This is a genomic window from Aeromicrobium sp. MLTX1 (genome assembly GCF_046452335.1).
In the GTDB taxonomy this organism is placed as follows: Bacteria; Actinomycetota; Actinomycetes; order Propionibacteriales; family Nocardioidaceae; genus Aeromicrobium.
This window is the reverse complement of record NZ_JBKFDN010000001.1, coordinates 1,943,596-1,970,557: the sequence shown is the minus strand read 5'-3', so window position 1 is coordinate 1,970,557 and position 26,962 is coordinate 1,943,596. Positions and strand designations below refer to the sequence as shown.

Annotated in this window: 17 protein-coding genes and 1 pseudogene; 7 read left to right on the top strand and 11 right to left on the bottom strand. The window is 69.9% G+C overall.

The features are described 5' to 3' along the window. Positions 1-2 precede the first annotated feature (2 nt). The 5 genes from ACK99Q_RS09560 to nirB are packed head-to-tail and all read right to left on the bottom strand — an operon-like array spanning position 3 to position 8,571. Positions 3-3,839: a molybdopterin-dependent oxidoreductase gene (locus ACK99Q_RS09560; RefSeq protein ID WP_410185885.1), complete on the bottom strand. Its 3,837-nt coding sequence runs from the start codon at positions 3,837-3,839 to the stop codon at positions 3-5. Between the two features lies 1 nt (position 3,840). Continuing rightward, positions 3,841-4,545 carry a sirohydrochlorin chelatase gene (locus ACK99Q_RS09555; protein ID WP_410185884.1) on the bottom strand — a complete coding sequence of 235 codons (705 nt, stop codon included), beginning with the start codon at positions 4,543-4,545 and terminating at the stop codon, positions 3,841-3,843. Next, positions 4,542-5,669 carry a uroporphyrinogen-III synthase gene (locus ACK99Q_RS09550; RefSeq protein ID WP_410185883.1) on the bottom strand — a complete coding sequence of 376 codons (1,128 nt, stop codon included), beginning with the start codon at positions 5,667-5,669 and terminating at the stop codon, positions 4,542-4,544. The genes ACK99Q_RS09555 and ACK99Q_RS09550 overlap by 4 nt, the downstream gene beginning before the upstream one ends. Further along, positions 5,666-6,016 (bottom strand): nitrite reductase small subunit NirD, encoded by a 351-nt coding sequence (nirD, locus tag ACK99Q_RS09545; RefSeq protein ID WP_410185882.1) that lies wholly within the window; start codon positions 6,014-6,016, stop codon positions 5,666-5,668. The genes ACK99Q_RS09550 and nirD overlap by 4 nt, the downstream gene beginning before the upstream one ends. Next, the gene (gene nirB, locus ACK99Q_RS09540; RefSeq protein ID WP_410185881.1) at positions 6,013-8,571 is read right to left on the bottom strand and encodes a nitrite reductase large subunit NirB; all 2,559 of its coding nucleotides are present in this window, start codon (positions 8,569-8,571) and stop codon (positions 6,013-6,015) included. Before nirB ends, nirD begins: the two co-directional genes overlap by 4 nt. 190 nt (positions 8,572-8,761) lie before the next feature. Here nirB and ACK99Q_RS09535 point away from each other — a divergent pair, with 190 nt between their 5' ends. Further along, the gene (locus ACK99Q_RS09535; protein ID WP_410185880.1) at positions 8,762-10,087 is read left to right on the top strand and encodes an MFS transporter; all 1,326 of its coding nucleotides are present in this window, start codon (positions 8,762-8,764) and stop codon (positions 10,085-10,087) included. 276 nt (positions 10,088-10,363) lie between these two features. Here the strand turns inward: ACK99Q_RS09535 and ACK99Q_RS09530 are convergent, their stop codons facing one another. Next, positions 10,364-13,480 carry an ATP-binding protein gene (locus ACK99Q_RS09530; protein ID WP_410185879.1) on the bottom strand — a complete coding sequence of 1,039 codons (3,117 nt, stop codon included), beginning with the start codon at positions 13,478-13,480 and terminating at the stop codon, positions 10,364-10,366. A gap of 320 nt (positions 13,481-13,800) precedes the next feature. Here ACK99Q_RS09530 and ACK99Q_RS09525 point away from each other — a divergent pair, with 320 nt between their 5' ends. Then, on the top strand, positions 13,801-13,935 hold the full coding sequence (locus ACK99Q_RS09525) for a hypothetical protein (protein WP_410185878.1): 135 nt from the start codon (positions 13,801-13,803) through the stop codon (positions 13,933-13,935). Positions 13,936-14,052: 117 nt separating this feature from the next. Here the strand turns inward: ACK99Q_RS09525 and leuS are convergent, their stop codons facing one another. The 3 genes from leuS to ACK99Q_RS09510 are packed head-to-tail and all read right to left on the bottom strand — an operon-like array spanning position 14,053 to position 18,930. Continuing rightward, positions 14,053-16,866 (bottom strand): leucine--tRNA ligase, encoded by a 2,814-nt coding sequence (gene leuS / locus ACK99Q_RS09520; RefSeq protein ID WP_410185877.1) that lies wholly within the window; start codon positions 16,864-16,866, stop codon positions 14,053-14,055. A 41-nt stretch (positions 16,867-16,907) separates the two neighbouring features. Further along, entirely contained in the window at positions 16,908-17,582 is a 675-nt protein-coding gene (locus tag ACK99Q_RS09515; RefSeq protein ID WP_410185876.1) for a potassium channel family protein, read from the bottom strand. Further along, complete coding sequence (locus ACK99Q_RS09510; RefSeq protein ID WP_410185875.1) at positions 17,575-18,930, bottom strand: TrkH family potassium uptake protein; 1,356 nt, start codon at positions 18,928-18,930, stop codon at positions 17,575-17,577. Before ACK99Q_RS09510 ends, ACK99Q_RS09515 begins: the two co-directional genes overlap by 8 nt. A 49-nt stretch (positions 18,931-18,979) precedes the next feature. On the opposite strand from ACK99Q_RS09510, the gene ACK99Q_RS09505 reads away from it, so the two are divergent. Both ACK99Q_RS09505 and ACK99Q_RS09500 read left to right on the top strand, forming a co-directional pair. Beyond that, positions 18,980-20,746, top strand: a complete 1,767-nt coding sequence (locus tag ACK99Q_RS09505; protein ID WP_410185874.1) for a CDP-glycerol glycerophosphotransferase family protein — start codon at positions 18,980-18,982, stop codon at positions 20,744-20,746. A gap of 188 nt (positions 20,747-20,934) precedes the next feature. Beyond that, on the top strand, positions 20,935-21,183 hold the full coding sequence (locus ACK99Q_RS09500; RefSeq protein WP_410186083.1) for a glycine zipper domain-containing protein: 249 nt from the start codon (positions 20,935-20,937) through the stop codon (positions 21,181-21,183). Here ACK99Q_RS09500 and ACK99Q_RS09495 read toward each other — a convergent pair. After that, a pseudogene (locus ACK99Q_RS09495) lies at positions 21,099-22,037 on the bottom strand (collagen-binding domain-containing protein); the annotation flags it as partial. The gene ACK99Q_RS09500 and the pseudogene ACK99Q_RS09495 sit on opposite strands and share 85 nt — an antisense overlap. Positions 22,038-22,144: 107 nt before the next feature. Between ACK99Q_RS09495 and ACK99Q_RS09490 the strand changes: the two are divergent. Genes ACK99Q_RS09490 through ACK99Q_RS09480 form a run of 3 tightly spaced genes read left to right on the top strand, consistent with a single transcriptional unit; the run spans position 22,145 to position 25,464 of the window. Next, positions 22,145-23,107 (top strand): glycosyltransferase, encoded by a 963-nt coding sequence (locus ACK99Q_RS09490; RefSeq protein ID WP_410185873.1) that lies wholly within the window; start codon positions 22,145-22,147, stop codon positions 23,105-23,107. Further along, positions 23,100-24,269 carry a UDP-galactopyranose mutase gene (glf, locus tag ACK99Q_RS09485; RefSeq protein WP_410185872.1) on the top strand — a complete coding sequence of 390 codons (1,170 nt, stop codon included), beginning with the start codon at positions 23,100-23,102 and terminating at the stop codon, positions 24,267-24,269. The genes ACK99Q_RS09490 and glf overlap by 8 nt, the downstream gene beginning before the upstream one ends. Beyond that, positions 24,262-25,464, top strand: coding sequence for a CDP-glycerol glycerophosphotransferase family protein (locus ACK99Q_RS09480; RefSeq protein WP_410185871.1), 1,203 nt, complete (start codon positions 24,262-24,264; stop codon positions 25,462-25,464). The genes glf and ACK99Q_RS09480 overlap by 8 nt, the downstream gene beginning before the upstream one ends. A 73-nt stretch (positions 25,465-25,537) precedes the next feature. Here the strand turns inward: ACK99Q_RS09480 and ACK99Q_RS09475 are convergent, their stop codons facing one another. Then, entirely contained in the window at positions 25,538-26,950 is a 1,413-nt protein-coding gene (locus tag ACK99Q_RS09475) for an MFS transporter (RefSeq protein WP_410185870.1), read from the bottom strand. Between the last annotated feature and the right edge of the window lie 12 nt (positions 26,951-26,962).

Sequence of the window (26,962 nt, the reverse complement as noted above, 5' to 3'; positions counted from 1 at the left end):
GATCAGTACACATCCTTGGCGTAGCGCCCCTCGTCGGCGAGGCCCGCGAGCCAGTCGCGCGCCGCCTCTCGCCCGAGGCCACCGTGCCGCTCGGCGAGGTGGAGCAGCGTCGCCTCGACGTCCTTGGCCATGTGCACCCGGTCACCGCACACGTAGAAGTGGGCGCCCTCGTCGAGCCAGCGCCACAGCTCGGCGCCGTGCTCGCGCATCCGGTCCTGCACGTAGACACGGCGGTCCTGGTCGCGCGAGAACGCGGCGTCGAGACGTGTCAGCACGCCCTCGTCGCGCCACCGCTCGAGCTCGTCGCGGTACAGGAAGTCGGTGTCCTCGTTGCGGTCGCCGAAGATCAGCCAGTTCCGGCCGGTCTCGCCCGCCAGCGCGCGGTGCGCGAGGAAGCCGCGGAACGGCGCGATGCCCGTGCCGGGACCGACCATGATCGCCGCGGCGCACGGGTCGGCGGGCGGCCGGAAGTGGCGCTGGCGCTGCACGTGCACCCGGACGTCGTCCGCGCGGTCGGCGAGGAAGCCCGAGCAGATGCCGTGGCGCTCGGGACCGTGCACGCGGTGGCGCACGACGCCGACGGTCACCTGCACCTCGCGCGGGTCCTCCAGCGGGCTCGACGAGATCGAGTACTGCCGCGGCGTGAGCGGCTGCAGCACGTCGAGCCACTGGTCGAGCCGCGCCAGGGTCGGGTGGTCGTGCAGGAGGTCGACCACCTGCCGGCCCCACGCCCACTCCTGCACGGCCTGGCGGTCGTCCGGGTCGGGCAGGTCGGTGATCGTCCCGCGGTGACGCTCGATCACGAGCCTGACGACCGCCGGGGTGATCGTCACGGGGTCGTACCGCTCGACGAGGGCATCGGCGAGGCGCACGGGCTCGCCGTCGGCGTCCACGAGCGCGTCGCCGTCGAGGCCGGTGAGGGTCAGCCAGGCGTCGACGTACGCCGGGTCGACGCGCGGTGAGACCGCCAGCGCATCGCCGGGCTCGTACGTGAGCGAGTCGTCGGGCAGGTGGAAGCCGATCCGGCGGACCTCCTTCGACGATCCCGGCGCGGTGAGCAGCTCGTTGCGGGTGAGACGAGTCGCCAGGGCGGGCCGCTTCGTCCGCGAGACGACGGGCACGTCCGTCGCCCCGAGGGCGCGACCGACCGCCTCGAGCCAAGCGGCGGCGGGAGCGTCGTACGCAGGCTCGCACTCCGTCCTCGGAGCCAGTCGCCGGGCTCCGAGCTCGGCCAGCCGCTCGTCGAGACGCCGCCCGAAGCCGCAGAAGTCGGCGTAGGCGGAGTCGCCGAAGGCCAGCACGCTGAAGCGGAGGTCCTCCAGGCGGGGCGCGTCGGGCGCGGCGAGCCGGCGCCACAGCCCGACCGCCTCGGTGGGCGGGTCGCCGTCGCCGGTCGTGCTGGTGACGAACAGGACGGTGCCGCGCAGGTCGCCGGCGTCGCGCATCGAGCGGTGGGCCGTGGAGATGCCGCGGGCGCGGAGCAGCTCGACGAGCTGCGGCGCGTGGTCCTCGACGCGGCCGGTCTGCGAGGCCGTGAGGACCGTGACGTCCGCCTCGCCGGACTCCTCTTCCGGAGCGAGGGCGGCCAGCACCTCGGCGAACCACGCGCGCACCTCGGGACCGACCGGCGCCGACGCCGGGAGACCGGCCTGCGTCCTCGCCGCGAGGAACCCCGCCAGCCAGGCCGTCTCGACCTCGGACGTGGGTCGCGGCGGCGTGACGGGCAGCCGGATCGGGGCGCGCTCGAGCCGCACGGCGCAGTACTTGAACTCGGGCTGGAGCGAGTCGGGGTCGACGGCGTCGTGCGTGACGGCGTTGACGGCGAGCCCCTCCCCCGTCATCTCGCCCCAGTGGATCGGCGCGAAGCACGTGCCGGGCAGGACGCGGTCGGTGACGACCGCCGGCAGCTCGACCTCCCCGCGGCGCGAGACGACCCGGACGGCCGAGCCCTCGCCGATACCGAGCGCGGCCGCGTCGTCCGGGTGGACCTCGACGAAGGGGTCGGGATTCAGCCGGTTGAGCTGCGCGACCTTCCCGGTCTTGGTCATGGTGTGCCACTGGTGCGGCAGGCGCCCGGTGTTGAGGACCACGGGGAACTCGTCGTCCGGCAGCTCGGCGGGCGCGAGGTGTGGCCGGGCGTGGAACACGGCACGACCGTCGGGCGTCGGGAACCTCACCACGCCGTCCTCGACGTAGCGGATCGGATTCCTGCGCTCGCCGTCCGGCGGGCACGGCCACTGCAGCGGGCCCTCGCGCAGGCGGTCGTAGTCGGCGCCGCGCAGGTCGTAGCCCGTGGCGGGGTTGGCGAAGGCGCGGATCTCGTCGAAGACCTCCTCGGCGCTGTCGAAGGCGAACGCCTCGCCGAACCCGAGCCGCGTGGCGATGTCGGCGATCAGCCGCCAGTCCGCGCGCGCGTCGCCGGGCGGCGGGCCCGCCGGCCGGCACAGCGTCAGGTTCCGCTCGGAGTTGACCATGACGCCCTCGGCCTCGGTCCACAGCGCGGCGGGCAGGGCGATGTCGGCGTGTGCCAGCGTCTCGTTCTCGGCGTAGGCGTCCTGCACCACGACGACGTCGGCTGCGGCCAGCCCGGCGACGACGGTGGAGCGGTTCGCGACGGAGTGCACCGGGTTGGTGCAGATGATCCACGCGGCGCGGACGTCTCCGGCGGCGAGCTGCTCGAAGAGGTCGATCGTGCCGCGACCGACCTCGTCGCGGATCGTGCCGGCCTCGAGACCCCAGACCTCCTCGACGAACGCACGGTCGGCGGCGGAGCCGACGGAGCGCTGGCCCGGCAGGCCGGGCCCCATGTAGCCCATCTCGCGTCCGCCCATCGCGTTCGGCTGGCCCGTGAGGGAGAACGGCCCGGACCCCGTGCGGCAGATCGCGCCCGTCGCGAGGTGCAGGTTGACCAGCGCGTTGGTGTTCCACGTGCCGTGCGTGGACTGGTTGAGGCCCATCGTCCAGCAGCTCATCCAGTCGTCGGCCTCGGCGATCCAGCCGGCGAGGGTGCGCAGGTCGTCGGCGGCGATGCCGGTGGTGGCGGCCACCGAGTCCGGGTCGTACGCCGCGACCATCGCCTCGACGTCCTCCCAGCCGCGGGTGTGCTCCGCGACGAACCCGCGGTCGACCGCGTCGGCCTCGACGAGGAGGTGCAGCAGACCGTTGAGGAGGGCGAGGTCGGTGCCGGGGCGGACCTGGAGGAAGAGGTCGGCCTTCTCGGCCGTCGCGGTGCGCCGCGGGTCCACGACGACGAGTCGCGCGCCGGCCTTGACCCGCTCCATCATCCGCAGGAACAGGATCGGGTGGGCGTCGGCCATGTTCGAGCCGATCACGAGGAACAGGTCGGCGTGGTCGAAGTCGTCGTACGAGCCCGGCGGCCCGTCCGCCCCGAGGGACTGCTTGTAGCCCGTGCCCGCGCTGGCCATGCACAGCCGCGAGTTCGACTCGATGTTGACCGTGCGCAGGTAGCCCTTGGCCAGCTTCGTCGCAAGGTACTGCGCCTCGAGCGACATCTGGCCCGAAACGTACAGCGCGACCGCGTCGGGTCCGTGCTCGTCGATCACGGCGCGGAAGCGGGCGGCCGCCTCGTCGAGCGCGGCCTCGATGCCCACCTCGACCCGGTCCGCCGAGCGGTCGGAGCGGATCGAGGCCTTCTCCATCCGTCCCGGCGCGGCGAGCAGGTCGGCCGTCGTCGCACCCTTCGTGCACAGCCGGCCCGCGTTGGCCGGGTGGTCGGGGGTTCCCGTCGCGCCCGTGACGAGGACCTGGTCGTGACGTCGCTCGACCTGCAGGGTGAGGCCGCAGCCCACGCCGCAGTACCCGCAGACCGTGCGCACCACGTCAGACCGCCGTCGCCAGCTCGCGGGCCCGGGCCTGCTCGTACCGCTCGAGCACGAGGCGGACGAGGCGCTCGTCGGGCGTCCGCTCGTCGAGCAGAGGCGCCGTCACCACGTCCGCACCGGCCCGCCCGAGCGCGTCGTGGAAGTGCCCGGGAGCCAGCAGATGGCTCGCCACGAGGACCCGTCGGCCCGGACGGCGAACCGACGCCACGACCTCCGAGAGGGGTGTGCCGCAGTGGCCGACGTGGCCGAGCGCGACCTCACGGTCGAGTCTGACGGAGAGGTCCTCGGCGGTCGCCCGGAGGTCGGCGAGGGCACGCGGGTCGCTGGACGCGGAGGCGCCGAGGACCACGACGTCGTCCGGCGCGAGACCCTCGTCGTGCAGCCGCGAGACGAGCACGTCGGTGACCGCCTCGTGCGGGCCGAGCGGCGCGGCCGCGATGTGCGCCGGACGGCGCGCGACGACGCCCGCGATGTCGTGGTGCACGTGGTAGCCCGCCGAGAGCAGCAGCGGCACGACGACCGCCGGGCGGTCACCGAGCCACGCGGCGACCTCGGGCAGCGCCGGCTCCTGCACGTCGACCCACGTCGGGACGACCTCCAGGCCCGAGGCGGCCCGGACGGCGTCCACCAGGGCGCTGACGGCGGTGGCCCCGCGCTCCGAGCGGGTGCCGTGGCTGCAGGCGATCAGGACGGGTGCGCTCATGCGGGCCTCTCCAGGGTGTGCGGTTCCAGTCGGTAGCCGCGCTTGACGACGGTGCCGACGAGGCGGCGGTCGCCGAGCGCCTCGCGCAGCCGGCCGACGGCGACGTCGGCGGCGTGCGGATCGTCCGTGGCGCGCGGCAGGACGGACAGCACCTGCTCGCGGGTGAACACCGCTCCCGGCTCGGAGGCCAGCAGCCGCAGCACGGCCAGACCGGCCGGCGGCAGCGGCAGCACCTCGTGGTCGAGGGTCGCGGCGGTGGCGTGCACGCGCAGCCGACCTGTCGCGACGTCGATCCCGAGGTCGTCGCGGCCGAAGTGCACGACGACCGAGCGGACGAGCGCGCCCAGACGACCGCGGTCGGGCACGAGGGGGTCGAACCCGGCGACGACGAGCGGCTCGGCGGTGACGGGTCCGACCGCCGCCAGGACGAGCCGGCCCTCCCCCGCCAGCTCCAGCAGCTCGGGCAGCACGCCGAGCTCGCGCACGACGCGCAGCCACGCGCTGGCGCCGGGCGCCGAGGTGAAGACGATGGCATCGAAGCCGCCGCAGGCCGCGTCGCGCACGGAGCGCTCGACGGCCTCGGGGTCCGGCGGCGGGCCCCAGCGGTAGACGACCAGCGGGACGGTGGACGCGCCCGCCGCGGTGACGGCGGACTCGAGACCGTCGTCGCCCGCGCCGTGGTGCTGCACCGCGATCCGCAGTCCGTCGACGCCCTCGGCGACGAGGTACTCGGCCATCTCGCGCGACGTCTCGGACTCCGCGACCCAGTCGGCCACCAGTCCGGCGGCCTGGATCGCGCCGCGCGCCTTCGGCCCGCGCGCGACGATGCGCGCGGCGGCCAGCACCTCGTGCAGCGGCTCGAGCAGGTCGACCGACTCGGCCGTCTCGAGCCAGCTGCGGAAGCCGATCGCGGTCGTCACGACGACGACGTCGGGACGGTCGTCGATGAGGTCCTGGGTGCGCGCGACGAGGGTGGCCTCGTCGATGTGCGCCTCCACGCCCAGCGTCGCGGCCGTGTGGACCTGCGCGCCGCGGCGCACGAGGGCGCTGGCCAGGTCGGTGGCACGCCGCTGCGCGGTGACGAGGATCCGGGTCCCGGCGAGCACCGGCCCGTGAGGGGTCACGCGCCCTCCCGGCGCAGCCACACGACGTCGTCGACGACCTGCACGTCCCAGCGGCCGAGCGTGACCGCGGGCTCGTCGAGGCACACGCCGGTCCGCAGGTCGAACACCTGCTTGTGCAGGGGCGAGGCCACCGTCGGGACGTCGCCGCGGGACCCGACCAGGCCGCGCGCGATGACGTTCGACCCCGTGAACGGGTCGCGGTGGCCCACCGCGAGGATCTCGCCGTCCTGGAGGCGGAAGATCGCCACCTGCTCACCGTCGACCAGGGCCGCCGCGCCGCGGTCGACCCAGAGCCGGTCCACCGTGCACACGGCCGTCCACGCCGTCTCGGACACCGCCGCCCTCATCGAGCCAGTCCTCGGACGGGCAGACGGTCGCCGGCGATCACGACGGGGTCGGCGGGGCGGCGCTGACCTCGCACCTCGACGTACGCGAGGTCGGGGTCGGGCGTGTCGGGCGCGTTCACGAAGGAGCCGAACTGGGCCAGCTTCTCGGGATCGGCCAGCGTCTGCGCCCACTCGTCGGCGTAGCTCTCGACGTGCTCGGCCATCTGCGCGTCCAGCTCGGCGCCGATGCCCAGGGAGTCCTTCAGGACGACGTCGCGGACGTGCTCGATCCCGCCCTCGATCGACTCGATCCACGGGGCCGTGCGCTGGAGCCGGTCGGCCGTGCGGACGTAGTAGAGCAGGAAGCGGTCGATGGCCTGCACGAGCTCCTCGGTGCTGAGGTCCTCGGCGAACAGCTGCGCGTGCCGCGGCGTGAAGCCGCCGTTGCCGCCGACGTACATGTTCCAGCCGTGGTCGGTGGCGATGACGCCCACGTCCTTGCCGCGCGCCTCGGCGCACTCGCGCGCGCAGCCCGAGACGCCCAGCTTGATCTTGTGCGGCGAGCGCAGGCCGCGGTAGCGCAGCTCGAGCTCGACCGCGAGTCCCACCGAGTCCTGCACGCCGTAGCGGCACCAGGTCTGGCCGACGCACGACTTCACCGTGCGCAGGCTCTTCCCGTAGGCGTGCCCCGACTCGAAGCCCGCGTCCACGAGCCGCTTCCAGATCGCGGGCAGCTGGTCGATGCGGGCGCCGAACAGGTCGATCCGCTGGCCGCCGGTGATCTTCGTGTAGAGCCCGAAGTCGGCCGCGACCTGGCCGATGACGATGAGGCCCTCGGGCGTGATCTCGCCGCCGGGGATGCGCGGGACCACGGAGTACGTGCCGTCCTTCTGGAGGTTGGCCATGACGTGGTCGTTCGTGTCCTGCAGTCGGGCGTTCTCGCGGTCGAGCACGTGACCGCGGCCCAGGCTCGACAGGATCGAGGCCGCGACGGGGCGGCAGATGTCGCAGCCGTGGCCCCGCCCGTGCCGGGCGATCAGCTCGCTGAACGAGCCGATGCCGGTGGCCCGCACGACCTCGTACAGCTCGGTGCGGCTGAGGTCGAAGTGCTCGCACAGCGCGTTGCTGACGGTGATGCCCTGCGCCTCGAGCTCGGCGTTCACGATCGTCTTCACCAGCGGGACGCACGAGCCGCAGCTGGTGCCGGCCTTCGTGCACGCCTTCACTCCCGCCAGGTCCGTGCACTCGCCGCCGCTGATCGCGCAGCGGATCGCCCCCGCCGACACGTTGTTGCACGAGCACACCGTGGCGGTGTCGGGCAGCGCGCCGGTCGACGGCGGCTCGATCCCGTCGGGCATGAGCCACGCGGCCGGGTCGCTGCCGAGCTCGGCGTCGACCATCGGGCGCAGGCTCGTGTAGGCCGAGGCGTCGCCGACGAGCATGCCGCCGAGCAGCGTGCTGGCGTCGTCGCTCATGACGAGCTTCTTGTACACGCCCGCCAGCGGATCGGCGTAGACGACCTCGAGGCTGCCGCCCTGCGCGGCGAACGCGTCGCCGAAGCTGGCGACGTCAACGCCCATGAGCTTGAGCTTGGTGGAGAGGTCGGCGCCGGTGAACGCGGCCGCGCCGCCCAGCAGCCGGTCCGCGACGACCTCGGCCATCGTGTAGCCGGGACCGACCAGGCCCCAGACGCGGTCGGCGATGCAGGCGACCTCGCCGATCGCCCAGATGTGCTCGTCGCTCGTGCGGCAGGCGTCGTCGGCCATCACGCCGCCGCGCGGGTGGACCTCGAGGCCGGCCCCGCGGGCGAGCTCGTCGCGCGGCCGCACGCCGGTCGCGAAGACGACGACGTCGGCGGGGATGCTCTCGCCGTCGGCGAACGTCATGCGCCCGACCTTCTTCGTGCCGCGCCCGGTGCGCAGCGACTTCGTCGCGGTGGACGTGCGGACCTCGACGCCGAGTCCCTCGATGAGGCGGCGCAGCGCCTGACCGCCGGCGAGGTCGAGCTGGACGGGCATCAGCCGGTCGGCGAACTCGACCACGGTGCACTCGGCGCCGAGCTCGCGCAGCGCGCCGGCCGCCTCGAGGCCCAGCAGGCCACCGCCGATCACGACACCGCGCGCCGGGTGGCCCAGCTGCTCGCCGCGATCGCGCACCCACGTGCGCAGCTCGGTGACGTCGTCGACCGTGCGGTAGACGAAGCAGCCCGGCAGGTCCGAGCCGTCCACGGGCGGGACGGCGGCGTACGAGCCGGTGGCCAGGACGAGCTCGTCGTAGTGCTCCTCGCGACCGTGGACGGTGACCGTCCTCGCCTCGCGGTCGATCCCGGAGACCCGCGCGTTGCGGTGCAGTCGCACGCCGGGCGTCCGCCACAGGGCCTGGTCGCCGAGCAGCAGCTCGTCGGGGTCGGCCACCGTGAAGAAGGAGGTGAGCGCGACGCGGTCGTAGGGCGGACGACTCTCCTCACCGAACACGTCGATGTCCCACTGCGCGGTGGCGCCGCGCTCGACGAGGGCCTCCACCAGGCGGCGGGCGACCATGCCGGCGCCGGCGACGATCAGTCTCTTGCGTGTCATGCCTCCAGCGTCCGTGGCGCAGGTTTCCGGCCCGACACCTGGATGTAACAACCGATGACATCGGTCTCACGATCGTCACGGACCGCCTGTGAGGAGAACGTTCCCGGCCGGTTACCGGCAGGCGCGGGCGGCCGAAACGCGCCGTTCCTACGGTCGTGGCCATCCGAGCAGCCCTGCGTCAGGAGTCGTGATGACCACCGTGAACACCGACCTGCAGACCTCCTCCCTCGTCCACCGGCCCGGCCGGTGGATCGACGGCTGGGATCCCGAGAACGAGGCCCAGTGGGCGACCGAGGGCCGCCCGATCGCGCGGCGCAACCTCGCCGTGTCCGTCTTCGCCGAGTTCTTCGGCTTCATGATGCTGGGCGTGTGGAGCGTGGTCGTCCCGAACCTGGGCGCGGCCGGCTTCTCCTACTCGACCGACCAGCTCTACTGGCTGATCGCGCTGCCGGGGCTCGCGGGCGCGGCCATGCGCGTGCTCTACACGTTCATGGTGCCGGTGTTCGGCGGGCGGAACTGGACCGTGATCTCGGCCCTGCTGCTGCTGATCCCCGCGCTCGGGCTCGCGTGGGCGGTGAGCGACCCGGGCACCCCGTTCGCGGTGATGCTGCTGGTGGCCTCCCTGGCCGGACTCGGCGGCGGCAACTTCGCCTCGTCGATGGTGAACATCTCGTTCTTCTACCCGCAGCGCGAGAAGGGCAAGGCGCTCGGCATCAACGCCGCCGGCGGCAACCTCGGCACCGGAGTCGTGCAACTGGTGGTGCCGCTCATCATCACGACGGGTGCCGGCGTCGCGCTCGAGCGAGCCGGCCTGATCTTCGTGCCCGCCGCCATCATCTCGGCGCTCGCTGCCCTGCTGCTCATGAACAACCTCTCGAACACGAGCTCCGACCTGCGCAGCTACGCGCTGGCCGTCCGCAACCCCCACACGTGGGTCATCTCGTTCCTCTACATCGGCACGTTCGGCTCGTTCCTGGGCTTCTCGCTCACCTTCCCCACGCTCATGAAGGCGATGCACCCCGACGTGCCGATCGCGATGGCGTTCCTCGGCGCCGCGACCGGCGCGCTGATGCGGCCCTTCGGCGGCGCGCTGGCCGACCGCTTCGGTGGCACGCGCGTCACGATGGCCTCCTACGTCGCGATGGCCGCGGGCGTGGTCGGGCTGGTGCTGACGCTCGAGGACGCCTCGTTCGCGCTCTTCCTGGCCCTGTTCCTCGTGCTGTTCGGCGCCGCGGGCGTGGGCAACGGCTCGGTCTACCGGATGATCCCGATCGCGTTCCAGATCGGCGCACACGACGACGACGCCCGCGCCCGCGGGCACCGCGCCGCCGCCGGCTGCATCGGCATCGCGGGCGCCGTCGGCGCGCTGGGCTCGTTCTTCGTGCCGCGCACCTTCGCCGAGCTCGGCATCACCGGAGGCCTGTGTGCCTTCGCCGCCGTCTACGCCGTCATGCTCGTCGTCGCCTGGGGCGTCTACGCGCGGCCGGGGACCGACACGCACGCCGCCCGTGTGTGAGTCTTCAGTGGTCAAGGCTAGGCACGGGCCTGGAGTACACAGGCCACAGATGCCGAGTCCGAGCAACTCAACGACGCCGTTCGGGTACCTCCATAGCAAGGTGGGTGCGCACTCTGAGATCCATCGATCAGACGCAGTGTTCCAAGGCCGCGGTCGCGATCGGACAACAGCAGTCGGCCCTTTCACCGCGGATCCGACCGCGCCAAGAGTCACCGATTTAAGGTCGGATGTCGTGGCCTCGAGTCGATACGTCGCAGCGATCCACGCCAAAGGACTTCACGCCAAGTCGTCGATCGTCGAGGTTCTACGATCCCATCTGGCGACATCGAGCGGTTCAAGATCGGGTGACTGCAGTGCGAGTCGGACCGAATCTTCCTCAAGGATCTCGAAGGCTCCTGTGTCCTCCAGCACCTTCAGGATATTCCCGTCCCATTGTTCGCGGGTCGCCTCGTCGAGTGCGTGTACCGAGAAGGCACGACCATATCGATTCGGCGTGAAACCTGTAACCGTTCCCGCAACCCAAGCTCGTAGATAGGTCAGTGCCGCCGTCGGGATTTCCGCCGACACCGGCTTCATGCTCTGGAACGGATGGCCGGGCAGTACGAGCAGGCGTCCGTGGCAAACAACCAGGCCCTCTTGCACGGCGCCGACGTCAATCGAAGAATCGCCGAACAAGATTCGCCCAACCCCCTGATTGCCGCGACCGAGACTCTGCTCGCGCTCGATCCTTGTGGCAATCGTCGGGGGGAGCGAAGTTCGGCGACCTGCGGACAACCATCTTGGAGTGTCGCCCTTTCGCCTCCAGGTTGCACTCAGCGTGCGCTTGGCCCCATCAGTTTCTAGGCCCGCGACCTCCCACTCAGAAGTGAACATGGAGTTCACTAGGCCCCCACGCCCAAGCCCGCATACGAGAGTAGCTGTGGGTAGGGTTTCGTCGCTGTTGAGCGCCGCCATGAGGTTTCGCAAGGATGTAGTTGGGGCTCCTCGGACGGACTGTAGGACCTGCTCGTAGTGAGAAATGGTCGTGCTCTCGATCGAGACCAACTCGTCGAATGCTTCGAGATCCTCCAGCGTCCTGAGGCTGCGCCCCGCAGAGTCTTCGACGATCATGAAGGGCGCCGTACGAAGTACTTCACGCCTGACCTCGTGTGAGGCTGGCTCAGGGCGAGCAACATCCTCGGCGAGGAATCGAGCCTCCTGCGCCGCCCTAGTTACCGAGGCGCGCCGATCGACCTGAGCGGCGACCTCCTTGCCTATGTGCCCCACGTATGCAGCGAATACCCGACGCAGCAGATTGTCATACTCGTCTGTTTTCTCGATGGCGCTCCGAGCAACGTTTGTGCGTGGGGCATGCGGGCCGGTTGCGTTCGCGATCGCCGCAATTCCGCCGGACGCGTAACCAGGCGGGCCGGAAGTGACCCTGACTCCCCCAATGCATGTACCGAAGCCGACCGCCGAGCGCTCGAAGGGATCTTCCTCGTTCGGGTCGTAGCGGACGTACCCCCACTCCTCGAGCCAACGACTCCATGCAACGGCGTATGAGACTTCGGTACCGTCGGTCACTTCAGTCACTACCCGAACTTCCGATCCATACGGGTTGACGAGTTTCCCGTCCCTGGGTCGAGCGAGATCCGCCGAAATCAAGCTGTTCTTGAGCGCGGCCTCGGTGGAGTCGAACCCGATCTCCTTCGGTTCGTCGTCACCGATCGTCAGAGTAACTTCGCAGCCAGGCACCACGATCCAGTGACGAAGGATCGCTTCCACGTCATCCAACTGAGCGCTCGGCCGCAGCTTGATGACGACAGAAGTGCCGTGCTTCCGCACGGAAGCTGGGACGTCGACGTCATCCTTTTTCAACAGACGGACAAGGTATTGCCCGTGCACATCGCGAAGACTGAGCTGACGAGCTTGGTCCTCGCTCTCGCTAGATGTCGTGACTGAGACATTGTCGGCAACCATGAACGTCGAAAGAACACCGATGCCGAAGCGACTGATTGAAGTGAAGTCAGGATGGCTCTTCTTGAAGTCCGGCTCTTGGTAACGCGAGGAACCGACCCGAAGGAAATTCTTCTCGATGACATCCTGAGTCATACCGATCCCATTGTCAGTGATCTCTAAGATCTCCGAATCCGGATCCCACCGAATATCCACTCGTGGTTTATAGTTCGAACCTGTTGACAAGTAATCCTGAAGCCTTACCGCATCTAGCGAATTCTGCACTAACTCACGTACAACCACACCCGTGTCGTTGTACAGCGTGTGACCGGTCAAAAGGTCTAGGATCTTGCCTTGGTCAATCTTAAATTCGAACGGCTCGGCGACGAAGCCTTTAGCCTCGATGTGCTGGAAGCTAACGTTCCTCCACGGAAAGGTGAGCGCGGAACGACCATGGGTCTGATTGTCCTTCGACCACGCGAACGTCTGGGCCAGTTCTCGCGACGCATAGGAAAGATAGGTCGTCAGACCGAAATAGCCTTCAGAATCCTTGAAGGTAGCGTGAACCTCTACAGTATCCGAGGGCGGAATTGACGCTTCACCTTCGGGGATGGCTACGGGCTTCGGTCGTACAGATCGTACGGCCCTTTGTTTCGCCCACTCAGTCTGGCTCTTCGGGTTTCGAGGATTGATGACGAGTGCCGCCATCGACGGAACCCGATCCTTCGTGATATGCAACAAGTCGCTGGTCCGAAGCATGAGTGCGGCATACTGCACATTTGCTTCCTCCTCTGAGGAGGATCCGTAGGGCCGGCTAATCGGATACTTCTTTAGATTGTTCAGATCGTCGAGATGGTGACTTTCGCAGACAGTTCCGAGGTCATCACGGAAAGTCTCCTCCAGTGGTCTCAACAGAGCCTGCAGGGCCGCCAGCAGGTTCGGGTCGCCTCCAAGCGAGGAATCCGGCGAATCGCGTAGCCACCCCCGGATCCGAGAGGCGTGATTCTCGCGCACGAATTCCTGGTATAGGAATTCTTCAGCCCTGGCCTGCTCCATCTGAGCGACCTGTGACCGATAATCTTGGACACTGGGGTCGTCGTTCTCCAATATTCTCTTCTTGTATGTCAAGAAAGCAGGCAGATCCTCGCGCGCGTCGAATTCCTCACGCGTTACGAGCAAACCGAAATCATGGAAATAGGTTGAGAGCGTCAACAGCAGCCAGTCAGCCGATGTCATTTGTGCCTGTGATTCTTGTGGGATCAACCAGTCGTACATCGCCAACATCGAGTCGATGTGGGTAATGTCGTGCTTCGTGTATTCCTCGAGTACGCCGATCCGGCCGAAGTGGCTCAGTGCTTCCGAAACCTCACTTCGAACATGGTGAAGGTTAAGCCCCGAGAAGGCGGTGAGCTTCTGAGCCTTCTCGGCGCGTAGTTCTGCGTTGGATACGAGTTCCATTGTCAATCCTGATCCCCGGGTCGGCATGCTTGACCGATGGTCGCACAGCCGAGGCCTCCCGTAGCGGATTATCTGAAGAACGGTGTCCCCCGCACGCAGACGCTGCTCGGCGCCCCTTATGGGCAGAAAGAGGCACACCTCCAATGTCGCACGCTAGGTCCCGGGCGAAAGAAGCGTCGGACCAGCACGGTCGCTAGACACTGTCGTGTTACCGGTTCGCACCTAGCGCTTCGCGTGGGCCTTCCCGCCGCTTCCGGCATCCTCCACGGCTCGGTCTACCGGAAGTCTCCGATTGCGTCGGCGCGCTCGGCTCGTTCTTCGTGCCGCGCACCTTCGCCGAGCTCGGCATCACCGGAGGCCTGTGGGCCTTCGCCGCCGTCTACGCCGTCATGCTCGTCGTGGCCTGGGGCGTCTACGCGCGGCCCGGGACCGACACCCGCGCGGCTCGGGTGTGATCTCGATACACGCTCTCGCTTCGCTCGCGCGCACTCGATCGCCGGATCCCGGTGATCGAGTGCCGCCGAGCGAAGCGAGGCGTGGGGGCACCTCCCGCTTGCGGGGGAGTATCGAGATCAGACGACGATGCTGACGAGCTTGGGGGCGCGGACGATGACCTTGCGGATGTCGCGGCCGTCGATCGTGCGGACCACGTTCGGCTCGGCCAGCGCGAGGGCCGTGAGGTCCTCGTCGCTGATGTCGGCCGCCACCTCGAGCTTGCCGCGCACCTTGCCCTGGATCTGCACGACGCACGTCACCAGGTCCTGGACGAGGTACTGCTCGTCGGCGACGGGCCACGCCTCGTAGGTGAGCGTGTCCTCGTGGCCCAGTCGCGACCACAGCTCCTCGGCCAGGTGCGGCGCCAGCGGGGCCAGCATCAGCACGAGGGGCTCGATGATCGTGCGCGAGCGCACCGACGACTTGGTCAGGTGATTCGTCAGCTCGATGAGCTTGGCGATCGCGGTGTTGAACCGCAGCTCGCCCATGTCCTCGGTGACGCCGGCGATGGCCTGGTGCAGGGCGCGCAGCGACGCGGTGTCGGGCTCGGTGTCGTCGGCGACGACCTCGCCCGTCTCCTCGTCGACGACGAGGCGCCACACGCGCTGGAGGAACCGCTGCGAGCCGACGACCGCGCGGGTCTCCCACGGACGCGAGACGTCCAGCGGGCCCATGCTCATCTCGTACACGCGGAACGTGTCGGCGCCGTAGGCCTCGTACATCTCGTCGGGCGTGACGACGTTCTTGAGGCTCTTGCCCATCTTCCCGTACTCGCGGTTGACGGGCTGGCCCTCGAAGAACCAGCCGCCGTCGCGCTCCTCCACCTCGTCGGCGGGCACGTAGGTGCCGCGCTCGTCGGTGAAGGCGTAGGCCTGGATGTAACCCTGGTTGAACAGACGGTGGAACGGCTCCTCGCTGCTCACGTGACCGAGGTCGAACATCACCTTGTGCCAGAAGCGCGCGTAGAGCAGGTGCAGCACCGCGTGCTCGACGCCGCCGACGTAGAGGTCGACGCCGCCGGTCTCGCCGGGCGCCTTCGGCCCGAGCCAGTAGCGCTCGTTCTGCGGGTCCGCGAGGACGTCGGTGTTGTGCGGGTCGGTGTAGCGCAGCTCGTACCAGCTGGAGCCGGCCCAGTTGGGCATCGTGTTGGTCTCGCGGCGGTAGCGCTTCGGGCCGTCGCCGAGGTCGAGCTCGACCTCGACCCACTCGGGCACGCGCGCCAGCGGCGGCTCGGGCTCGCTCGTGGCGTCGTCCGGTTCGAAGGTCTTCGGCGAGTAGTCGGGCACCTCGGGCAGCTCGACCGGGAGCATCGACTCGGGCAGCGCGATCGCGCGGCCATCCTCGTCGTAGACGATCGGGAACGGCTCGCCCCAGTAGCGCTGGCGGCTGAACAGCCAGTCGCGCAGGCGGTAGGTGGTGGTGCCCTCGCCGAGGCCGCGCTGCTCGAGCCACGCGATGATCGCGGCCTTCGCGTCGTCGACCGTCAGGCCGTTCAGGCTGACGCCCTCGTCGCCGAACACGTCGGTGTTGTCGGAGTTGATCGCGACGCCCGCGCCCGTCCAGGGCAGGACCTCGTCCTCGGGCGCCTGGACGACCGGCGTGATGCGCAGGCTCAGCTCGGTGGCGAACTCGAAGTCGCGCTCGTCGTGGCCGGGGACGGCCATGATCGCGCCGGTGCCGTAGCCCATGAGGACGTAGTCGGCGATGAACACCGGCACGGCCTCGCCGTTGACCGGGTTGGTGGCGAAGGAGCCGGTGAAGACGCCCGTCTTCTCCTTGTTCTCCTGGCGCTCGACGTCGGACTTCGCCGCGGCCGTGCGGCGGTACTGCGCGATCGCGGCGACCGGGTCGGGCGCGCCGCCCGTCCAACGCTCGTCGACGGCCTCGGGCCACGTCTCGGCCGCCAGCTGGTCGACCATCGGGTGCTCGGGCGCCAGCACCATGTAGGTGGCGCCGAACAGGGTGTCGGGGCGCGTGGTGAAGACCTCGATCGGGCCCGCGGCGGACTCGAAGCGCACCTGGGCGCCGTGCGAGCGGCCGATCCAGTTGCGCTGCATGAGCTTGACCGGCTCGGGCCAGTCGACGCGGTCGAGGTCGTCGATCAGGCGGTCGGCGTAGGCCGTGATGCGCATCTGCCACTGGCGCAGGCTGCGCTTGAAGACCGGGAAGTTGCCGCGCTCGCTGCGACCCTCGGCCGTGACCTCCTCGTTGGCCAGCACCGTGCCCAGGCCCGGGCACCAGTTGACCGGGGACTCGCTGATGTAGGCCAGGCGGTGCTGGTCGATCACGGCGGGGTCGTCGGTGCCCAGCTGCTCGATGAGCTCGCTGATCGGGCGCGCCTTGCCCTGCTCGGGGTCGTACCAGGAGTTGAAGATCTGCAGGAAGATCCACTGCGTCCAGCGCACGAAGTCAGGCTCGATCGTCGCGAACGAGCGACGCGCGTCGTGGGCCAGACCGAGGCGGCGCAGCTGACGCCGCATGTTGGCGATGTTCTCCAGCGTGGTCTCGCGCGGGTGACGGCCGGTCTGGACGGCGTAGATCTCGGCGGGCAGGCCGAAGGCGTCGTAGCCGAGGGCGTGCAGCACGTTGTCGCCCTGCATGCGGCGGAAGCGGCCGACGACGTCGGTGGCGATGTAGCCCAGCGGGTGGCCGACGTGCAGGCCGGCGCCCGAGGGGTACGGGAACATGTCCATGAGGAAGTACTTCGACCCGCCGGCGTTGTGGCGGTCGTCGTCGAACGCGAGGTCACCGACCGGGTTGGGGGCCTCGAACGTGCCCTCGGCCTCCCAGCGGTCCTGCCACGCCGTCTCGATGCGGCCGGCGTACGCGCTGGTGTACCGGTGTGCGGCGCCGTCGGCTGCCGCGCCCTCCTGGGTGTCCTGGTTGCTCACCGACCTAGGTTACCCGCAGGGCTCGGGCGCCCGCCGTCGCGTCAGGAGTTGCTGAGGGCGCAGAAGGTCTCCACCTTGCGGGTGGGACCGGAGACGATCAGCTCGTCCGTGGCCTCGATGGAGGTCTCGGGACGGGCATACGTGAAGTCCTCGCCGCGTCGCTTGACGCCCACGACGGTGACGCCGAACTTCGCCCGCAGCTGCGACTCCAACAGCGTGCGACCGGCGGCCAGCTTCGGCGCGCGCGTGCGCGCGATCGAGAAGCCGTCGTCGAACTCGATGTAGTCGATCATCGCGCCGGTCACCATGTGGGCGACGCGCTCGCCCATCGCCGACTCGGGACGCACCACGTGGGTGGCGCCGACACGCTCGAGGATCCGGGCGTGCTTGGCGTTGATGGCCTTGGCCCACACCTCCGAGACGCCGAGCTCGACGAGGCTCAGCACGGTCAGGACGCTGGCCTCGATGTCGGTGCCGATGCCCACGACGGCGCGGTCGAACTGCTCCGCGCCGATCTGGCGCAGCGCCTCGGTGTCGGTGGTGTCGGCCGAGACGACGTGCGTGAACTCGCTGGCGAAGCGCTGCACGAGGGAGGCGTCCTCGTCGACGCCGAGGACGTCGTGGCCGAGGCGGACCAGCGAGCGCGCGACGGCCGAGCCGAAGCGGCCGAGGCCGACGACCAGGACCGGGGCGGTGAGGGGGTCGTTGTTAGCCAATGATCGGTTGCTCCTCGGGAAGGTGATACCTGGCGACGCGGCGCCGCAGCACGAACGCCGAGGCTGCCGTAATGGTGCCGACTCGGCCGATGAACATCAAGACGATGAGGACGAGCTGGCCCGCGACGTTGAGCTCGGGGGTCAGGCCCGTGGAGAGGCCCACAGTGCCGAAGGCGGAGGCCGACTCGAACAGACCGTCCGACAGCGGCACGCCCGCCACGACCATGAGCGCCATCGAGCCGCCCGTCACCAGGCCGACCGCGATGAGCGCGATGCTGAGTGCCGTGCGGATGGTGCGCGAGTTGATCGCGCGCGACCCGATGCGCACCTGCTCCTCGCCGCGCAGCTCGGCGAGGATGACGTAGGCGAGCAGCAGGAACGTGGTGACCTTGATGCCGCCGGCGGTCGAGGCGCTGCCGCCGCCGATGAACATCATGATGATCGCGGTGAAGAGCGTGACGGGCTCGACCTCGCCCCAGTCGAAGCTGTTGAGGCCTCCCGAGCGCGGCATGATGCCGCCCTCGATGCCGGTGACCAGCTTGTCGATGGGGCTGAGGTCGCCGATCGTGGCGGCGTTGTTCCACTCGACCACGACGAACATCGTGGAGGCGATGGCCAGCAGCGCCAGCGAGCCCCACACGGTGAGGCGGGTGTGGATGGTCCAGGTCTTCGGCGAGCGCCACTCCTGGTAGAGCTCGGCGAGGACGGGGAACCCCACGCCGCCGGCGAACACGGCCACCGAGATCGGCAGGATCACGGCGTAGTCGCCCGCGTAGCTGGTGAGGCTGTCGGGGTGCAGCGAGAAGCCCGCGTTGTTGAACGCCATGACCGCGTCGAAGACGCCGTGCCACAGCGAGTAGGTGAACGAGTCGAAGTAGTACGTCGCGTAGCGGATCGTGAGGATGACCGCCGTGATGCCCTGGAAGATCAGGGTCGTGATGGCGACGCGCTTGAAGAGCGGTCCGACGTCGCCCAGGCTCACGACGTGCATGTCGGTCTGGGCCGCCAGTCGCGTGCGCAGGCCCAGGCGACCGCCGACGAACAGGCCGAGCACCGTGGTCATCGCGATGATGCCGATGCCGCCGATCTCGACGAGCACGAGGATGATGCCCTGACCGATCGGCGACCAGTAGGTGCCCGTGTCGACCACGGCCAGGCCCGTCACGGTGACGGCGGACGCCGAGGTGAAGAACGCGTCCATGAAGGACGGGTCCTCCTCGCCCGCGCGGGCGAAGGGCATCAGCAGCAGCAGGGTCCCGGCACCGATCAGCGACATGAAGGCCAGCGGCAGCAATCGCACGGGATGGGCGATCGACGCCGGGAGACGGAAGCGACGGCGCCAGGGCACGCCCCGACGGTACACCCGCCCCAGCCGTCACACCCGGTAGATTGCGGCCATGGCTTCCCCGGCGCATTTCGTCCGTGCCCTCGTGACGCGTCTGGGTCGCAGCTCGGAGCTTCCGGGCCTCCTGCTGGTCAACGGAACGATCCTGCTGGCGCTGCTGCTCGTGGTCCTCGACCTCGATCTCGCCGCCGTGATCGCCCTGCTCGTGTCCACCGCCGCCGAGTGGTGGCTCGAGCGCCGCTCCCCCGTCTCCTCGATGCTGCTGCGGCAGGCGTCGGCGGGTCCGCCGCTGCGGTTCGCGCTGCGCGTCATCGTGGCCGCGACCGCGTCCACCCAGTTCGCCGACGGCCCCGCCCTGCACGCGTTCCTGCTCGTCGCGCTGCTCATGATCACGGTGCTGTGCGTGCGAGCCCTGCACGCCGAGTACCGCCGGATCGGCCCGCTCAAGCCGATGCGCACCCGGCACATCCCCGGCGACACGTACATCGAGGAGGAGCCGCAGAGCCGGCCGCTCCTGGTCACCGTCGCGCAGCTCGGGGCGCTCGCGCCGGCCGTGCTCGGCGCCCCCTGGTGGGCCGTGCTGGCCGTGGGCGCCGCGGCCGTGGCGCTCGTGCTGGCCGGCACCGTGCCCGAGCTGCTCACCAGCTGGCGGATGCGCACGGCGAAGCGCGCCACCGGGTTCACGCCCCAGCTGTCGGCCGTGCAGCGGTTCATCGACGAGTACCGGCCCGAGGTCGTGGTCCACCTCTCCGGACCCGACACCGCGGCCTACCAGATCAACACGTGGATCGAGGCGCTCGAGGCCCTCGACCAGCGGGTCATGGTGGTCCTGCGCGACCACCCCCTCTTCGAGCGGATGGCCGCCTCGAGGCTGCCCACGCTGTCCCTGCCGGCGCCCGGCGAGCTGCTCATGCTCGACTTCTCGACGGTCAAGGTCGCGCTCTACCCGGCCAACACCGGCAACAACATCCACCTGCTGCGGCTGCCCACGATGATGAGCGCCTTCATCGGCCACGGCGACAGCGACAAGAGTGCCTCGAACAACCCGTTCTCGCGGGTCTACGACGAGCTCTGGGTGGCGGGCGAGGCCGGCGCAGACCGGTACCGCCGCTCCGGCATGCACATCCCCGAGGACCAGTTCCGCTTCGTCGGCCGCCCCCAGGTGCACGCGATCGAGCCCACCCCGCGCGTCGGTGAGCAGGAGGTCCCGACGGTGCTCTACGCGCCCACGTGGGAGGGCGTCAACCAGCACCAGGAGTACTCCTCGCTGCGCGCGATCGGCGTCCAGCTGATCGACGCGCTGCTGGCCGACGGCTCGGTCCGGGTCGTCTACAAGCCGCACCCGTTCACGGGCCAGCGCGACGCCAAGTACCGCGTGGCGCACGCCGTGATCAGCCGCCGCCTCGACGACGCCAAGGCGCGCACCGGGATCGACCACCGGGTCGTCACGAGTGGCTCGCTGACCGGCTGGATGAACCAGTCCACGGCGCTCGTCAGCGACATCTCCAGCGTGCTGTCGGACTGGCTCGCCGGCGAGAAGCCCTACGCCGTCTTCAACCACGAGGGCTCCTCGACCAAGCAGTTCCGCGAGGACTACCCCTCCAGTGCCGCGGCCACGATCCTGGGCGCCCAGGCCACGGGCGTGGAGGAGCTCCTCGACGTGGTCACGGGCCGTGGCCCCGACCTGCTCGCGGAGTACCGCTCGAAGCTGGCGACCTACCTGCTCGGGTCGCCCGAGCAGCGCACGCTCGAGGCGTTCCGCGCCGCGGTCACGGCCTTCGTGGAGCGCTCGGACGCCGAGCGCGCGATCTACCGCTGAGCAGCAGCAGCGCCAGGCCGGCAGCGGTGGCGACCGCTCCCCCGGCCACGAGGCCCGGCCCGGGACCGCCCGTGGACGCCAGGCCGGAGCCGCCGCCCGTGGTGCCGCCCGAGCTCCAGTAGGCCGCGTCGTCATCGTCGTTCTCGTCGCCGTCCGGGTCGATCGCGGTCGGCTGCGTCGTCGGAGCCGTGGTCGGCTCGGTCGTCGGCTCCGTGGTGGGCACCGTGGTGGGCTCCGTCGTCGGCTCGGTGGTCGGCTCGGTCGTCGGTCCCGTGGTGGGCTCCGTCTGCGAGGCGCAGTCGATCAGACCCGCGAACGGCGATTCGTCGATGCGCCCTGCGTCCGTTCCGTCGCCGCCGTGCCGCAGGCTCGCTGCGATCACGTTCCCGTCGACGGGGCTCGGCGAAGCCCAGCGCACTGCAGCACGCGGTGCGTAGAGCGTGCCCAGGAGCTGACCGCCGCCCGTGACATCCACCGATGTGGCGTCCGGAAAGTTCCACAGGATGTAGGGCGCCTGCGCGCCGCCGACACCGGCGAAGTTCGGGATCGATCCCGAGAAGGCGTCACCGGAGACGTTCACCACGAGCGGTGCGTCCGCCGACGGCGTCGGCTCCCGGAAGGTCAGACCACCGAGGCTCGCGAGCTCGTCGGCCGACAACTCCAGGACGTTGGTCTGACCGGGCTCCATCGTGACGTAGGCGTTGGATCCCGGCGGGAGCGGGCGCTCGAGCACGGTGCCGTCCGCCTCCGTGAGTGCCACCGTCGACTGGCACGTGCCGATCTCGGCGCTCAGGGATCGGTACTGCGCGAACGCCTCACCGACGAGGACCTCCTCCAACGGCTCGGTCAGCGTGGCGGGGTCCTCGTGAAGCTGGACGTCGACCCTGGGCAGCGCTCCGGCCGGTGCACCGGGCTCCTCCAGCTGCAGGCCCGGACCCGTGTCGAAGGCGTCGTAGGTCGCGTCGCCCAGGACGCGAGCCTCGCCGCCGTTCACGCGAAGGACGGAGTCGGAGCCCGCTGCGGGGAACGAGATTCCCCCGGCGACGTAGAGCGCCACCCCTTCCGGCGGTTGGGCGATGGTCGACCCGGCGATCTCGTGCGTCCCGTTGAAGCTGAGGTCTCCGCCCACGGCGAGCGATCCGCCGATCTGGCCGCCGCCGAGTGACGCGTCACCCTCGACGAAGACCAAGAACCCGTCGTTGGCCGGGGACGCATCGTCGACCACTACCGGATTGACGGGTCCAACCGCCCAGGCCGGAGTGGTCCGCCACAGGCTCCCCCCAACGGCCATCGTCAGAATCCCGACGACGGCAAGTGCTCGACCTGAGGTGCGCAGCGCCACGACTTCACCCTAGGTGGGATTCGAGGATCCGTCATCCGGGCCGATAGCCTGTCGTGGTGAGTTCGACGACCGGCCCCCTGGCGATCGCCATCGTCACGTTCAACCGCTCGGCCCTGCTCGACGAGCTGCTGCGGAGCGCCTCGACGATGACGACCGCGCCCGATCGCATCGTCGTCGTCGACAACGCGAGCACCGACGACACGCAGGAGGTCGTCACCCGCTGGCAGGCCAAGCTCGGTCCCGACGTCCTCGTCAACCACCGCATGGAGACCAACACCGGCGGCGCCGGCGGCTTCAGCGAGGGCACCAAGGTCGCCCTCGAGCTGGGCGCCGAGTGGGTGTGGCTGATGGACGATGACGTCGAGATCCTCCCCGACGCGCTCGAGCGCTTCGCCCCGTGGATGGAGCGGTTCAAGGTCATCCACGGCCGCCGCTACGACGTCGACGGCACCCCCTTCTACTGGCAGGCCAAGTTCAACCAGTTCCTCGGCGTGCCGCTGCCCTACTCGGTGCGCACGTTCAACACCGACGGCTACGCGGTCACGAACTCCGGCACGTTCGAGGGCATGCTCGTGCACGCCGACGTCGTGCGCCGGATCGGACTGCCCGATCCCCGCTTCTTCATCTCGTGGGACGACGCGATCTACGCCTGGCTCGCCTCGCTGGAGACCGAGGTCGTCTACGTCGACGAGTTCGTGCTGCAGAAGAAGCGCGAGCAGAAGCAGGTCAGCCTCGGGGTGCGGCACCTGAACGACTCCAGTCCGCTGGCGAAGTACCACGTGATGCGGAACCGGGCCTACGTCGGCCGCTACTTCGCCGAGCACGGCCGCCTCAACAAGCCGGGCTTCGCCCTCGGCACCGCGCTCACGTTCGCGAAGGAGATCGTCCGGCTCATCGTGGTCGAGCGCTCCTTCAAGGGCTTCTCGTCCCTCGTGAAGGGCTGGCGCGACGGCCGCGGGATCTGGGCCGACCGCACGTGGCAGCCGATGCCCGCGCTGGAAGGCGGCACGCATGACTGACGTCCTCGTCGTCGGGTCGGGCTTCTTCGGCCTCACGGTGGCCGAGCAGCTGGCGAACGACCCCGGGCTGAAGGTGCACGTCATCGACCGCCGCTCGCACCTGGGCGGCAACGCCTACAGCGAGGCCGAGCCCACCACCGGCATCGAGGTGCACCGCTACGGCGCGCACCTGTTCCACACGTCCAACGAGCGGGTGTGGGACTACGTCAACCGCTTCACGACCTTCACGGGCTACCGCCACCACGTCTACTCGACGTACCGCGGCGAGGTGTACCCGCTGCCGATCAATCTCGGCACCATCAACCAGTTCACCCGCTCGGCGATGGGGCCCGACGAGGCCCGCGCGTGGGTGGCCGAGCAGGCCGGCATCGGCCTGTCGGGCGGCTCCGCCGCGGCGACGAACCTCGAGGAGAAGGCGATCAGCCTGATCGGGCGACCGCTCTACGAGGCGTTCATCCGCGGCTACACGGCCAAGCAGTGGCAGACCGACCCCACCGCGCTCTCGGCGGACATCATCACCCGACTGCCCGTGCGCTACACGTACGACAACCGGTACTTCAACGACACGTACGAGGGCCTGCCGACCGACGGCTACACCGCGTGGCTCGAGCGCATGGCCGACCACCCGAACATCACGATCGGCCTCGACACCGACTTCTTCGACGAGACCCAGGCGTTCAACAAGTCCGCCACCGTGGGCCAGCTGCCGGTCGTCTACACCGGTCCGCTCGACCGGTACTTCGACCACGCCCACGGCCCGCTGGGCTGGCGCACGCTCGACTTCGAGTCCGAGGTGCTGCCGATCGGCGACTTCCAGGGCACGCCGGTGATGAACTACGCCGACGAGGAGATCCCGTACACGCGGATCCACGAGTTCCGGCACTTCCACCCCGAGCGCGACTACCCGTCCGACGCCACCGTGATCATGCGCGAGTTCAGCCGCTTCGCGACCGCCGGCACCGACGACGAGCCCTACTACCCCGTCAACACCGCCGACGACCGCACGGCGCTGAAGGCCTACCGCGAGCTCACGGCCGGCGAGACCGGCGTGCACTTCGGCGGACGCCTGGGCACCTATCAGTACCTCGACATGCACATGGCGATCGCGTCGGCGCTCTCGATGGTCGACAACGTCCTGAGGCCGGGGCTCGTCCGTGGCTGAGTCGCGGGTCGGGATCGTCGCCCGGCTCCGCCAGTGGGCGATCGCGCGCCTGCGCCGCTCGCGCTTCCTGCCCGTCGGCATGCCCGACAAGCGCACCGACGAGCACCGGCTCGGCCGGCCGCTCACCCAGTCGGTGCTGGTCTACTTCCCCAACGGCGCCGACGCGCTCTACCAGCTGCGACCGTGGTTCCCGGCCCTGAAGGCGCTCGACGCGGCTCACGGCGTGGTCGCGGTGTTCAAGGACTCCCGCACGGCCGCGCTGGTGCGCGCCGAGTCGGGCCTCGACTGCGTCACGCTCGCCCGCTACGGCCAGCTCGACGAGATCCTCGCGCTCAGCGACGTGAAGCTGGCGCTCTACGTCAACCACGACCCGATCAACTTCGAGTGCCTGCGGTTCACGTCGCTCGTGCACGTCTACCTGGGTCACGGCGACAGCGACAAGGGCGTCTCGGTGTCCAACCAGGTCAAGGCCTACGACCTGTGCTTCCTCGCCGGACAGGCCGCGCTCGACCGCACGGACGTCGGCGTGATGCTCTACGACGCGCAGGCCCGGTCGGTGCTCATCGGGCAGCCGCAGCTGGACGCCCCGGCGCCCGCGCCGAGCCCCGATCCGCAGCGGCCCACAGTGCTCTACGCGCCCACGTGGGAGGCGTCGCAGCCGTCGGTCTCCTACGGCTCGCTGCTGACCCACGGAGCCGCGATCCTCGACGCGCTGTCGGGCACGTACCGCGTCGTCTACCGCCCGCACCCGCTGAACGGCGTGATCGACCCGGCCTACGGCGAGGCCGACGCCGCGATCCGCGAGCGTGCTGACCGGGTGGACACCGACGTGCCGCTCGAGCAGTCGTTCGCCGACGCCGACCTGCTGATCACCGACGTCTCGGCCGTCACGCTCAACTGGCTGCCGAGCGGCAAGCCCGTGCTCGTCTGCCGGCCGCGGGTGCCGGTGCCGCCGTCGCGCCTCATGGACACGCTGCCGCTGCTGGACGAGAGCGCCGACGTGGCCGCGCTCGTGGCGCAGCACCTCGCGGCCGATCCCGGTGAGTCGGCCCGCCGCGAGCTGCTCGAGTACTACCTCGGCGACACCACTCCCGGCGCCGCGACCGAGCGATTCCTGCAGGCGTGCAGCGACGCGATCGACCTGCGCGACCGAACTTGGGCGTCCCACCGCGACCGCGGCGCCACCGGCCCCTGAGGGGGACGGATCCTTCGACCTTCGGGTCGCCCCAGCGACACCTTGGTACCAAGATCCGTCGCCCTCGACGGGATCAGGCCTTCTGGCGGGGCACCAGCAGCGCCACGAGCGCACCGGCGAAGGCGGCGCCCGCACCGATCACGAAGCACAGCTGGAACGCACCCTTGTCCGGGATCGCGTAGCCGGCGAAGTCGACCGTCTTGCTGGTCAGCACGGCGGCCATGACCGCGCCGGCGATCGTCGTGCCGACCGAGCGCATGAGCGCGTTGAGGCCGACGCCCGAGCCGGACTCGGACTCCGGGACGTTGTCGAGGATCAGCGTGGGCATCGCGGCGTAGCCGATGCCGACGCCGGCGCACGCGACCAGCGAGCCGAGCATGAGCTCCCACGGCGCGTTCATGAGGAACAGCGTCACGAGGTAGCCGACGGCCAGCACCGTGGCGCCGACCGAGAGAGTGATCCGTGCGCCCACCGTGGTGATGAGCCTGCTCGACACGGGCGCGAAGAACATCATCATGAGGCCGCCGGGCGCCATCCACAGGCCCGCCTGCAGGATCGTCTGACCGAGGCCGAAGCCCGTCTCCTCCGGCATCTGCAGGAGCTGCGGCAGGACGATGGACTGCGCCATCATGCCGAAGCCGATGAGCACGGCGGCGAGGTTGGTGAACAGCACCGGCGGGTTCGCGCTCGTGCGCAGGTCGACGAGCGGGTCGTCGTGACGCAGCTCGAACCAGCCCCAGAGCAGCAGGACCACGACGCCGCCGATGATCGAGCCGAGGGTGCGACCGTCGGTCCAGCCCCACTCGCTGCCCTTGCTGACGCCGATGAGGGCCGAGACCAGGCCGGTCGCGAGGCCCGCGACGCCGACGACGTCGATGCGGGCGGGGTGCTCGTCGTGGATGCCCGGGACGACGACCAGCGTCGCGGCGAGGATGACCGCGGCGAGGACGGACGAGAACCAGAACAGGGCGTGCCACGAGTAGTCCTGGGCGATCCAGGCGGCCAGCGGCAGGCCGAGGGCGCCGCCGACGCCGAGGGTCGCGCTGACGGCGGCGACGGCGGTCGCGCGCTTCTCCACCGGCGCGACCTCGCGCACCATGCTGATCGCGACCGGGATGTAGCCCATCGCCATGCCCTGGAGGGCGCGGCCGACGAGGAACGGCGCGAGCGAGCTCGACAGGGCGGCGATCAGCGAGCCGAGGACGAGGATGCCGGCCGAGCCGACCATGACCTTCTTCTTGCCGTACATGTCGGCGAGCCGGCCCGTGACCGGCATCGTCACCGCGGCGGCGAGCAGGGTGGCCGTGACGGCCCACGAGGCGTTGCCGGGGTCGGTGCCCAGCAGGCGCGGCAGGTCGCTCTGGATCGGGATGACCAGCGACTGCATGAGCGCACCGGCGAGGCTGCCGAAGCAGAGCACGAGGATCACGGCGAGCGGTGGGAAGCGCGTGTCGACGGGCTCGTCGACGACGGAGGGTGAGCGCATGGGAGGTCCTGT